Below are 11759 nucleotides of genomic sequence, written 5' to 3'. Positions count from 1 at the left end.
CGACGCTCTTGCGCCGAATTGGCGGCATCAGCCCTTGGCAATAGCCCCCTCAATCCTGATTCGCGATCGTTATGCCCAAGCGCTTCACACAAATGTTCCAGATACGACTCGAATGACGTTTCCCAGTCCATCATTCCTCACGCCGTGGATGAAAAAGTTTCTATAATGGCATGAATTTATTGACACAGTAAGACTAGACATCATGACCTGAATCGGCTGGCAGAATTGAACCCATATTCTGTCCACGGCAGAGTCCGCAACCGTTTTTCACCTATTTTCTGTCGCGCCACAGAAATGCACTTAATTTGTGTCTGCGTTGATGGACAAAAATCTGGGTGTCGATGCCGTTCGTTAATTTGTAAGCGATTGATTTTATTATTTATTTTTGCTGGCTGCGAGTGCCCTATTTTGTGTCCGCCAACTATAATCAAGGGGCTGGCAGCGCGCGATCGGCCTTGCAGCGTTTCAGCGAAAGCGGCTTGGCTGCAAAGATCCGCACGACCTTGCCGGTTCCTCTTTCGACTTCCATATCCACGCACGCGCAGCCGTATCCGTGACTTCCCGCGTTAGTGACAACCCAGCCCTTTGTCGACATGTCGGGAATCTCGTCGAACCCCGGAACCGGCGGCTCGCCCATCACGGAAAGCGTCCAACTGCCGTCCTTGTCGTCGAGCCACCAGTTGCCAGGCGTCGGGTTCTGCAACCAACCACAGCGATTTTCCCGGTTGCCCGAAACCGCATGGGCACTGAGTGCCATCAAAAGGCAAACGGCAAGCGCGGGCGCCACGCGGCGAGAGCGAACGATTTTCATGGGAAAGACCTTCTGATCCAGGTACCACCTGTGCAAGGCGGTGGCCGAAACCTTCAGCGACGCAAACGCTATCAATATAGCCACTCCGGCGATAACCCTGGCAAATTTACCCGCTCGCAAGCGTTCGTGTTCCCGAACGAGGCCCATGTCCACGCCTGGAAGCGGCAACGTACAACCCGAAGACCCCCCTACTTCGCCTGCTGCAACGCGCCCACTCGGTATGGGATCATCAACTGATCGGCGTAGGACGAGTGCGAGCGTCCCTTGGTCTTCGTCTGATAGGCCAGTGAGGCCTCCTTGCCACACCATGGCAAGAATACAGAAGGATCCGAAGGATGCTGGGGCACGTAGCGGGTAAAGTCATACACCTGCCCACGAATCGCCATCCAGCAGTCGTTGCGGGTGGCATGCCGCGCGACTTCCGATAATGTGTAATTTGTCTCGCGCGCGGTCGTTGCCGGGGTATCCGGTGCAGGGGACGCCGCAGGCGCGTCGGGCAGCCAAACGCTGGCCGCCCAGAATCCTCCCAGAGCGAGGAAGAAAAGCATCGTGGAGACAATGAAAAGTCGGCGCATCATCGGAAGTCGAAGCTCTCAAACTGGATGGATTGTGCAGGCTGACCGAGTTCGCGCAGCCTCGCCGTAACTGCCGTTACCAACCCTTTCGGGCCACAGATCTCCACTTGTCGTTGCCCGATGCAGCTTACCCGGGACAACATGGCTGACACATCAGGAAACGACTCGCCGCTGGCTTCGGCGATCAGCTCGAAATCCGGGTCGACGTCGGCGCGGGACTTCAACTCGTCGAGGAAGGCCGCATCGCGCGCTTCACGGTACAGGTAGATCAATGTCGTTGTTCGGGCAAGCTTCCCGCTCCGGATTGCCGCCATGAAGGGCGTGATGCCAATGCCGCCAGCAATCCAGAGCTGAGGCTTTTCGGCGTTGTCCGCCAAAAAACGCCCGAAGGGGCCTTGCAGCCGCACCAGCGTGCCTGGCTCCAGAGACTGGATGCGTCGGGTGCACGGCCCGAGGGCTTTGACGCCGACAGTGAGCACGCCACCTCGACCGATCCCACTGACTGAGAAGGGATGGAATTCCCCACAGCCGCGGTAGACGGGGCCATCGCCAAAGGCCGCAAGCACAAATTGTCCAGGCTTGACCGGTAACGCACCGCCGCACGGAGCGAGCGACGCCTCGATCGTATCCAATGCCTTCGACGTAACGTGTGTGACCCGATAGGGATGTGCACTCAAGCCGCGATCCGTTGCCAACAGTCGCCAAGCGAGCGCTACCGTCGCCAGTCCAATGAATGCGAGAAAGGCTCCAGCGTCGCCAACGATCACAACGACGTGCGCCAGTCCGCTGATCGCACCCAGCGCAGCGAGGTAATGCAACGCGCGCCAGCGCCGGTAGCCCATGCGTCGACTGAACGTCGTTGCAAGGCCCCCCATGAGAAACAGCAGCCCGAACCATCCGAGCCACTCAGGCCAACTCAGATACCAAGGCGCAATGGCCAGCCATGCGGCACGGGCCGACTCCCCTAGCCCAGACATTCCCAACGCCAACGGATGGCACAGCAGCAGCACGTAGCCGATGACGCCGGCGCGGTGATGCCAGAGGTACATGGTGTCCAGGCCGCCCAGCATGCCAGACCAGCGGGGCTCGCGCACCATCAGGGCGAGGCTACCCACCAACAGACCGGTTCCGGCCCAGGCCGCGATGATCGAGATGGAACGCCAGAGCGACAAATTTTCCGGGAAGGCCCACCCTATGCCGGCGAGGCTTAGCGTGACGAGGAAGATCGGCGCGCCCAGGTCACGCGCCCGGAGACGCCGGTGCCGTGCGCTCATTGCAAGCGTCCCCGTGCCGGCAATCGCTCGTGCGTAAGGCGCTGGTGCCCGATAGCGACGGAATTCATGTGCGTGGGCATACGTCGACACCGCGACGCGTTTTCGCTTCGCGCGAAGGTCACAGCCGATTCGTTTTTACGCCGACCGGAACTACGTTGCCCATGACGACCTCGATGTTTTTCATTGACTTGCTCCTGACAGAGGTGGCACGCAAGTCGTATCGCGCGCTCGTACTACGCGGGGGCGCCAATCGACGCGTTACCCGGCGCAACTTGGTGATATTCAAGAGATGGGGGTGAGCCTGAGGTTCGCCGCCGTCTACACGTTAATGCAGATGCTGTGACCCGTGCGAACGGCGCGGTACATGCCTTGATGCAAGTCAAGGCATGTACCGCGCACGCGCCGACCGATCGCGTAACGGCTGCTTCCGGCTGCTTCCGACGGGCAGGCGCCCTACCCCACTGCGTCCAGCGCCCCAGAAACAACAGACGGATTCCGGCAGCATATTTCGGAGGACGACCGCCCCAAACAAAACGGCGACCAGTCGTCTTGCACCGGCCGCCGACATCATTGCGCTGGGTCAGGCTGACGTGGCGGCCGCCGCCGTGTGCCCTCGCCCGCGCCGGTACAGCCCGAGCGTGGCAACCAGCCCGCAGAACGCGGCGAAACTCAACCAGTACCCGGGTGAAGCCTTGTCGTGCGTGACCTGGATCAGGTACGTCGAGATGGCGGGAGTAAAGCCACCGAACACCGCGGTCGCGAGACTGAACGCCAGCGAGAAGCCCGCCACCCGCACTTCCACGGGCATCACTTCCGTCAGCGCAGCGACCATCGCGCCGTTGTACATCCCGAAGAAGAACGAGAACCACAGCAGCACGGTCAGCATGCGTGCAAAGCTCGGCGCGCCGGCGAGCCACGAAAGCGCAGGATAGGCCGTGAAGATCGCCAACACGGAGATGGCGAGCAAAACCGGCTTGCGCCCCACACGGTCAGAGATCGCGCCGCCGATCGGCAGCCAGATGAAATTCGACGTGGCCGCGAGCAATGTCACCATCAGACTGTCTGACGTCGAGAGTTTGAGCACAGACTTGCCAAACGTGGGCGTATAGACCGTGATGAGATAGAACGTGGTGGTCGTCATCGCCGTGAGCAGCATGCCGCCAATGACGATACGCCAGTTGACACACAGCATCGCAAAGATTTCACGCACCTGCGGACGATGCCGCCGCGCTTCGAATGCCGCGGTTTCCTGCAGCGAACGGCGCAGCACGAAGAGGAACGGCACGATTGCGCAGCCGATGAAAAACGGCACGCGCCAACCCCACGCGACAATCTGATGCTCGGAAAGCCAATGATTCAGGCCGTAGCCGATCGCCGCCGCCATCACGATCGCGACTTGCTGACTGGCCGACTGCCAACTCGTGTAGAAGCCCTTGTTGCCGGGCGTTGCCATTTCGGCCAGATAGACGGATACGCCCCCCAGTTCCGCGCCCGCCGAAAAACCCTGTAACAGGCGTCCCAGCAGCACAAGTGCGGGCGCGAGCAGCCCGATCGTCGCATACCCTGGCACGCACGCGATCAGGATGGTGCCGCTCGCCATGATCGACAGCGTGACGATCAGTCCGGTGCGCCGCCCCACCCTGTCGATGTATGCGCCGAGAAAAATTGCGCCCAGCGGACGCATCAGAAAGCCCGCGCCAAATACCGCGAAGGTGAGCATCAACGACGCGAAGTCGCTGGTCGACGGGAAGAAAATCTTCGAGATCGATGTCGCGTAGAAGCCGAACAGAAAAAAATCGAACTGTTCGATAAAGTTGCCGCTTGTGACCCGTAGCACGGCAGCGGCCCGGTTCGCGCGCGAGCTGCCGCCACTGACGGAGATGGGTTCTGTGGGGGTCATGGTGTCTCCTGATTATGGGTATGTGTACTTAGTGGGTAGCGACGGGACCCTGCGGGACCTAATCCGCGCCCAGACTTAACGTCTTGCCTTGGCGCTTCTCGATCGATGATTTAAGTAACGCCGCCGAGCGAAAAATGCCGTGCGCGAACTTTCCGTAAGGCAGCGTTGCGAACAGCGCCATGACAATGCCCAGATGGATGGCGAGCAGCGGCGGCATCGCGAGCGTTGCACGGAACCCGAGCAACGCGAGTCCGGATACGCTCGTCAACATCAGAAGCGCGATGAAGCCGCGGTCCATCGGACGTTGACGGGCATCAGTGCGTTCGGGATTGCGCCTGAGGTTCAGCCACCACAACCCCGCCGGCCCGACGAACAGTCCAATGCCGCCCACCGTGCCCAGCAACACCGGGATACTCAGGTAGGGATATGGCGCCTCCAGACTGAACGCATAGTGATACAACGTTGCAACCGCGGTTGCCGCGAAACACAACATGAACCCGTAGAACGTGAGGTGATGGAAGCGGCGTCGCGCAAGCGTGAATGCATCGTCCGATTCGTTGCAGCCGTCGCCGTGTCCACCATCGAGATACTTGAGCGTCAGCGCGTGCTTTGCGGCTTCGACGGCGGCAGGCATGCTTGCGCTCGCGGTTCCCGCCGAGACGTCGCGCCAGAAGCGCGTAACGCCCACGCTCAACGCCAGCATCGCGAACAGAAAGACCGTGCCGAACATTGCCGCGAGCAGGTTGTGCGGAAAGATCGCGTAGAAGTTTGCCGGCGTGGCGTCTGCGGAAAGACCACCGCGCAATGCCGTCCCGAGCATCAGAAAGAGCGCGAGACCTGCCGCCAGCGCGACCGACAAGGTCACGCCGTTACGCTTGTACAGCGCGCCGAACGCCCTGGGAAACGCATATTCGGTATACGTTTCGAGGCGGACCTGCGCCATCGATTTGGGCACGTTAACCGCGAATTCATGCGGCGGCGCGTACTGGCAAGCGTGATAGCACGCGCCACAGTTGTGGCAAAGGTTCGCCAGATAGTTGACGTCCGCCTTGCCGAAGTCGAGACGGCGCGTCATGGCCGGAAATACGGCGCAAAATCCCTCGCAATAGCGGCACGCGTTGCAAATCTGCATCTGCCTCGCCACTTCGGCTTCGCTGTTGCTCAACGGCACAATGGGAATCACGCGCGCCGCGCTGCCCGATGCGCCGTGTTGGGTTGCCTTGGTATCGAACGGCGACGCGGTCCGCGTGCGTTCGGGCGTGAGCACGTCAGACTGCTGCACTGTGAGCCTCCGTTGTCTTGTGTGCGGCGCGCGCGGCCTGCGTGCCGGCAATGCGTCCGAACGCTGTGCCGATCGACATGCCAACGCCGGCCGTATAGCCCTGACCAAGCACGTTGCCGGCCATCATTTCCCCCGCGACGAACAGGTTCTCGCTCGCCTCGCCGCCGAAGTGAACCTGCGCCCGGTCGTTGGTTTTCAGACCGAGGTAGGTGAACGTGATGCCTGGGCGCAACGCATAGCCGTAGAACGGCGGCGTGTCGATCCGGCGTGCCCAGTGCGTCTTGGCTGGCGTGAGGCCCTCGGTGTGGCAGTCGTCGAGCGCGGTGTGGTCGAAGGTGCCGATCCGACAGGCGTCGTTGTAGCGGGTGATCGTTTTCATGAACGGCGTCTCCGGCAGCCCCAACTGACGCGCAAGTTCTGGCAGCGTGTCGGCCTTCACGCCCGGAAACACCGGCGGCATGAATCGGCCGATCGCCTTCGAGTCGATGATCGAATAGCCGATCTGTCCCGGCTGATGGGCGACGAGCCGTCCCCAGATCGCATAGCGCTTGGGCCAGAAATCCTCGCCCTCGTCGTAAAATCGATCGCCATCGCGATTCACCACGACACCCAGCGACACACAGTCAATACGTGTGCAGATGCCGCCGTCGTAGAGCGGCGCACGCGCATCGATGGCAACGCAATGCGATTGCGACGGATCGCCGATCAAATCGGCGCCGGCTTGCGTCATATGTTTGATCAGCACGCCCGTGTTAAAGCGCGTACCACGAATCAGGAAGTTGTCGGCAGGCCATTCGCCGCGTTCGTTCTGCCCCCAAGCGTCGCGCAGCCAGGCGCGATTCGATTCGAAGCCCCCCGCCGCGAGCACGCAAGCGCGCGCCTCGAACCGCTTGGCACCGCTGTGTGCCGCGACGAAGCGAGCGCCATCGAGTTCAAGTGATTCGACGGGGGTGTTGTAGCGGATGTCCACGCCGAGCGCTTCCGCGCTTCGGTAATACGCGTTGACAAGCGCTTTGCCGCCCCCCATGAAGAACGCGTTCGTGCGTGCCACGTGTAGCGCGCCGGAGAGTGGTGGCTGAAAACGCACGCCGTGTCGCTGCATCCACGGCCGGCACGACGACGATGCGCGGATCGTCAGACGTGCAAGCGCCTCGTTGGTGATGCCGCCCGTGACCTTGAGCAGGTCCTGCCAGAATTCTTCTTCCGTATAGGCATCCACGAGCACGTCCTGCGGCGCATCGTGCATGCAACGCAGATTTCGCGTGTGTTGCGAGTTGCCGCCGCGCCATTCGCGCGGTGCCGATTCGAGAAGCAGGACCGACGCGCCGGCTTCACGCGCCATCAACGCAGCGCATAGCGCCGCATTGCCTCCTCCAATTACCAATACATCGACCATTTGACTTGGCTCCTTTCGGACGCATCATAGGGATGCCAAGTCGGTTCTGCCAGTCGTGTCCCCTCAAGGGGTCTTCACTGTTTGTGAAGACTGCGGCGCGCGCAGACGTGCGCCGGGCCAGCGGCTTTCGTGCACGAGTTGCCGCGCGACATCGGCGAGGACGACGCGCGCGGCGAGACCCGCGGGCGACAGTTCGTCGTCGGAGACACTGGCGATCATGTTGGGCCGCGTGGCGTAGCGCTCTGCGACGGGCACGCTCACCAGCATTCCGTTCGCGGATCTGGCGAGCGCGGCGCCGGGCTGTATCGTCGCGCCCATCCCCGTTTGTACCAGGTCCATGAGCAGCGCGAGACCGTCCACTTCGGCGACCACGTTAGGTTCGTAAGCCGCGCGTCGAAACGCCGACGACAGCAGCGAGCGCAGCCCATGCGTGCCGCTGGGAAGAATGAGCGCAAGCCTGCCGAGGTGCTTGAGCCGCACGGATGTGCCTGTCGGCATACCATCGAGACCCTCGGCGCCGATCAGGAACAGCTGCTCGTCGAGCAGTGGCATCACGCTCCACCGCTGCGCGGGTTCCTCGCGAAAGAGCACCGCGAGATCGATCTGACGCGCGCTAAGCATGGGGGCGAGATAGCCGGAGAGGCTTTCGACGATGCGCAGCCGAACATCGGGGTATCGTGCACGCATGGCTTGCGCGAATGCGACGCCGAGCACGCTCGCCGTGCTTGGCGCCATCCCAACGCTCACGTGTCCAGACAGACGGGCGGAACGCGCGGCAACCGCGGCGTCGTCGATATGGCGCAGCGCGAGTTGTGCCTGACGCCAAAAGGCGATGCCGGCGTCAGTCGGCACCACGCCGGCGGACGTGCGCTGCAACAGGCGGGTCGAGAGTTCCCCTTCGAGACGGCTGATCTGCTGGCTCAATGCGGAGGTGACCACACCGAGGTCCAAGGCGGCCCGCCCCATGCTTCCGTGTTCCACCACACTGACAAAATACCGGAGTTGTCTCAATTCCATTTCGCGATCGACCGAGAAGTTTTGGCTAGCATGCGTCGAAGGCGACGGTATTGGCAAGTCCCAACGTCGCCGTCGGCAGTGACAATCCTCGCCCGCCCGTTGGCGAATTGACGGCACAACCTCGGCCTCATGGAATTCGGTTCCGCAGAATGGCTTGAAGGATGTCCTGAGCTGCCCTACATCATCTCCGGACGAAGCAACTGCCCTCCTTTCTTGAATCGATTCAGACTGAAGGGGGTGATATCGGCGTAAGGCGTTTTATTCTGCGCCATTTCGGACACGAGCAACCCGGCCCCCGGGCCTAGGCCAAACCCGTGTCCGCTGAACCCTGACGCGACGATCAGGCCCGGGATTTCATCGACGGTCGAAATCACCGGCACGAGATCCGGCGTGGTATCGATGAGGCCCGCCCACGCCTGCAATATCCGCACCCCTTTCATTTCAGGAAAGCAGGTCGTCAGGTTGCTGACCGCCTGCGCCAACCATTCTTCGTCAATGGCCGGCTCCAGCACGCGAATACGCTCGAACGGCGAGATGTCGTCAAGCGCCCAGCTTGCCGACGCCTCGGGTCCATTAAAGAAACTCTTCCCTATGCGGATCTTCAACTTCTTCGTCAGCTCGGAGCGATACGTCTGATAGAACTTCAAGGCGTACCGAATCCCTTGCGGGGCCAGCTCGACACGACCATAGCCGGGTACGGCAAGCGTGTAGCCCCCATCGAGACGACGACGCAACGCAAACCCGGGACCGTTGAATGTGCCGCCGGGCAACGCCGGCACTTGCGACGTGCGCATCGCGGTGCCCACCACATTGGCGACCGGCAACTCAACGCCATGGCGTTTCAACAAGCGCGAACTCCACGCGCCTCCGGCACACACGACCGTCGTCGCGCGAATGAGACCGCGCTCCGTCCACACGCCGGCGATACGGCCAGCGCTGATGTCGAATCCTCGCGCGGCACATGTCTGCAACACATAGGCGCCCAGTCCTTTTGCCCCCTCGGCGATGGCTGGCGCGGCCTTGCTCGGTTCGGCCAGCCCGTCCGTCGGCGACCAGAGGCCGCCCACCCACCGCGCCGTCCCCGTCGGAATGCGGGATTTAAGCTCCGCTGCCGAGAGAAGATCGAACGAATAGCCCATCGCCTTTGCGCCGACCGCCCACTTTTCCCATTTCGCAATGTCTGCCTCCGCCGTCGTCCCATACAGACTGCCCTGACGGCGGAAACCGAGGTCGCGACCGATCTCGTTTCCGATCTCCGACCACCGCGTCAAGCTGCGCATTGCCATGACCAATTCGTCATGCCTGCGATTTTGCTGACGCACCCATCCCCAGTTGCGCCCAGACTGCTCGGCGCCGATGAAGCCCTTTTCCACCAGGGCGACCGACACCCCCTGACGCGCCAACTCGTACGCGGCAGTGGTTCCAATGATGCCGCCGCCGACGATGACGACGTCCACATCGGTGGGCATGACGGGACTATCGCTGACTCTGTCGATTTGCAACATGGATATCTTGTTTGAAGTTCCGTTGTCCGCCGCCCTTTGCCTCAGGGCGACCCGTGTGCCGCATTCCCTTCCCTACGTTGCGCGATTCGGAATGGCATGCGACGCGCTCGGCGATCGCCATCAGGCGTAACCCAGGATCGCTTTCGTCTCGAGGTACTCCTCGAACCCATGGATGCCGTATTCGCGACCGTTCCCCGAGCGCTTGTAGCCGCCAAACGGGGCATGGGCGTCCCACGCCGGATGGTTGATATGCACTTGCCCCGACCGGATACGCGAGGCAACCGCGCGCGCCTGCATCAGGTCCTCGCTCTGGACGTGCGCACCCAGGCCGTACTTCGTATCGTTCGCGATCGCAATCGCCTCATCGACGGTGTCGTACGCCATGAGGCTCAGGACCGGCCCGAAAATCTCCTCCTGCGCGATGCGCATGTCGGCCGTCACGTCGGAGAAAATCGTCGGCCGAACAAAGTAACCGTGGCTCAAACCTGGCGGGAATCCGGGACCACCGCAGACGAGCCTAGCACCCTGCGCGATACCCACATCGATCATGGCCCGTACGCGGTGAAATTGTGCTTCGTTTGCAATCGGCCCGAGCGTTGTCTGCGCCGAACCAGGATCCCCCACGACCATCGACTCAACGGTGGCGCAGGCCATGCGTTCGACTTCGGCGAGACGATCGCGAGGGACAATCATTCGCGTGGGCGCACTGCACGACTGCCCTACGTTGCGAAACGCGGCCATGACGCCCAAGGCCACTACCCGCCCAAAATCGGCATCCGGTAGCAGAACGTTCGGTGACTTCCCTCCCAGCTCCAGTGTGACCCGCTTGACCGAGTCTGCCGCCGCCCTCGCCACGAGCGCGCCGGCCCGGTTGGAGCCGGTGATCGAGATCATGTCGACCTGCTCATGCGCCGCAAGGGCTTCGCCCACTTCCGGGCCACTGCCTTGCACAAGGTTGAATACCCCCGCCGGCACCCCGGCATCGTGAGCGATCTGCGCGAATATCTCGGCGTTCAGGGGTGATAACTCGCTGGGCTTGAGAATCACCGTGCATCCTGCGGCAAGCGCGGGGCCCACCTTTGCCGTAATTTGATACAGCGGCCAGTTCCAGGGGGTGATCAGCGCACATACCCCGATGGGTTCACGTGCAATGGCGGTGTGACCGTCAACCTTGAGAAAAGCATAGCCAGCCGCGATTTCGCTTGCCACACGAATATGCTCCGCGGCAAATGGAACGTGCGAGGCACGGGCGAACGATATTGCTGCGCCCATTTCCGACATGATCGTCTGTGCGAGCAGTTCCTTACGATCCAGAATGAGGCGATACATTCTGTCCAGGATCTCGACGCGCTTCGCCACCGGCGTATCTGACCACGGGACGAACGCCCTTCGGGCCGCAGCAACTGCCTTTTCGACATCTTCGCGCGACCCGACCGCCAGCTGGCGAATCGCGTTGCCAGTCGCCGGGTTGACGATGGGCACCGTGCGGGGATTCGCCGGCGCCAACCACTCGCCATTGATGTACAGCGTGCGCGTGTTGTCCATTGCAACGTTGTCCATCGTCGTAGCGGTGCGAGTCATGATTCCGACCTCTCAAAAGCGGAAAGTGATTCAGATGGGCTCAAGATAAAGAAGCAAACGGGTGCGGTGTGTAACACGCGGTAAATTCGACATTAAATCTATATTAATGGACGCACCATCCAGCCAGGACCTCGCGCCGTCGGCCGCCGCCGATTCGCATCGCGAGCGCCGCCAGGATTTTGTCCTGTGTAATATCGAGGGAACATGACATTAATGGTGACTTAATGATCGATCTGGACGATCTGCGTCTGTTCCGTGCCTTGGGTGCGTCGCGATCGCTCGCCGCCGCCGCGCGGTTGCTGAACCTGACGCCCCCCGCGGTCACAGTCCGCCTACAGCGCGTGGAGGAGCGGCTGGGCGTTCGCCTTGCGGTACGTGGCGCGAAAGGTATCTCGCTGACCGATGAAGGCCAGCGTTT

10 protein-coding genes and 1 pseudogene are annotated in these 11759 nt (G+C 61.8%); 1 reads left to right on the top strand and 10 read right to left on the bottom strand.

From position 1 onward, the window contains the following. The 10 genes and pseudogenes from A985_RS29855 to A985_RS0116370 form a co-directional block, all read right to left on the bottom strand. Positions 1–131 (bottom strand): annotated as a pseudogene (locus tag A985_RS29855) (IS701 family transposase); the annotation flags it as partial. Between the two features lie 296 nt (positions 132–427). Further along, positions 428–958 carry a DUF4087 domain-containing protein gene (locus tag A985_RS0116415; RefSeq protein WP_017234489.1) on the bottom strand — a complete coding sequence of 177 codons (531 nt, stop codon included), beginning with the start codon at positions 956–958 and terminating at the stop codon, positions 428–430. A 41-nt stretch (positions 959–999) separates the two neighbouring features. Continuing rightward, on the bottom strand, positions 1000–1389 hold the full coding sequence (locus A985_RS0116410) for a cytochrome b5-like heme/steroid binding domain-containing protein (RefSeq protein WP_017234488.1): 390 nt from the start codon (positions 1387–1389) through the stop codon (positions 1000–1002). After that, on the bottom strand, positions 1386–2660 hold the full coding sequence (locus A985_RS0116405) for a ferric reductase-like transmembrane domain-containing protein (RefSeq protein ID WP_017234487.1): 1275 nt from the start codon (positions 2658–2660) through the stop codon (positions 1386–1388). The genes A985_RS0116410 and A985_RS0116405 overlap by 4 nt, the downstream gene beginning before the upstream one ends. Positions 2661–3240: 580 nt before the next feature. Then, positions 3241–4560: an MFS transporter gene (locus A985_RS0116395; protein ID WP_017234486.1), complete on the bottom strand. Its 1320-nt coding sequence runs from the start codon at positions 4558–4560 to the stop codon at positions 3241–3243. Between the two features lie 58 nt (positions 4561–4618). Continuing rightward, on the bottom strand, positions 4619–5842 hold the full coding sequence (tcuB, locus tag A985_RS0116390; protein WP_017234485.1) for a tricarballylate utilization 4Fe-4S protein TcuB: 1224 nt from the start codon (positions 5840–5842) through the stop codon (positions 4619–4621). Further along, positions 5829–7238 carry an FAD-dependent tricarballylate dehydrogenase TcuA gene (tcuA, locus tag A985_RS0116385; RefSeq protein ID WP_026132042.1) on the bottom strand — a complete coding sequence of 470 codons (1410 nt, stop codon included), beginning with the start codon at positions 7236–7238 and terminating at the stop codon, positions 5829–5831. The genes tcuB and tcuA overlap by 14 nt, the downstream gene beginning before the upstream one ends. Positions 7239–7301: 63 nt before the next feature. Then, entirely contained in the window at positions 7302–8255 is a 954-nt protein-coding gene (locus A985_RS0116380) for a LysR family transcriptional regulator (protein ID WP_026132041.1), read from the bottom strand. A 176-nt stretch (positions 8256–8431) separates the two neighbouring features. Beyond that, the gene (locus A985_RS0116375) at positions 8432–9760 is read right to left on the bottom strand and encodes an FAD-binding oxidoreductase (RefSeq protein ID WP_017234482.1); all 1329 of its coding nucleotides are present in this window, start codon (positions 9758–9760) and stop codon (positions 8432–8434) included. A gap of 120 nt (positions 9761–9880) precedes the next feature. Further along, a complete protein-coding gene (locus A985_RS0116370; protein ID WP_026132040.1) occupies positions 9881–11341 on the bottom strand; it encodes an aldehyde dehydrogenase family protein in 1461 nt (486 codons plus the stop codon). A 224-nt stretch (positions 11342–11565) separates the two neighbouring features. Here A985_RS0116370 and A985_RS29380 point away from each other — a divergent pair. After that, positions 11566–11759 (top strand): LysR family transcriptional regulator (locus tag A985_RS29380; RefSeq protein ID WP_232424652.1); only part of this gene is annotated, 194 nt, incomplete at its 3' end.

This window comes from Pandoraea sp. B-6 (assembly GCF_000282835.1).
Classification (GTDB): Bacteria; Pseudomonadota; Gammaproteobacteria; order Burkholderiales; family Burkholderiaceae; genus Pandoraea; species Pandoraea cepalis.
This window is presented reverse-complemented; position numbering and strand designations above follow the sequence as displayed.

Coding starts and splice junctions, on each gene's coding strand:
- A985_RS0116370 (WP_026132040.1), bottom strand. CDS start 11,341: ATGACTCGCACCGCTACGACGATGGACAACGTTGCAATGGACAACACG.
- A985_RS0116410 (WP_017234488.1), bottom strand. CDS start 1,389: ATGATGCGCCGACTTTTCATTGTCTCCACGATGCTTTTCTTCCTCGCT.
- A985_RS0116415 (WP_017234489.1), bottom strand. CDS start 958: ATGGGCCTCGTTCGGGAACACGAACGCTTGCGAGCGGGTAAATTTGCC.
- tcuA (WP_026132042.1), bottom strand. CDS start 7,238: ATGGTCGATGTATTGGTAATTGGAGGAGGCAATGCGGCGCTATGCGCT.
- A985_RS0116405 (WP_017234487.1), bottom strand. CDS start 2,660: ATGAGCGCACGGCACCGGCGTCTCCGGGCGCGTGACCTGGGCGCGCCG.
- A985_RS0116380 (WP_026132041.1), bottom strand. CDS start 8,255: ATGGAATTGAGACAACTCCGGTATTTTGTCAGTGTGGTGGAACACGGA.
- A985_RS0116375 (WP_017234482.1), bottom strand. CDS start 9,760: ATGTTGCAAATCGACAGAGTCAGCGATAGTCCCGTCATGCCCACCGAT.
- A985_RS0116395 (WP_017234486.1), bottom strand. CDS start 4,560: ATGACCCCCACAGAACCCATCTCCGTCAGTGGCGGCAGCTCGCGCGCG.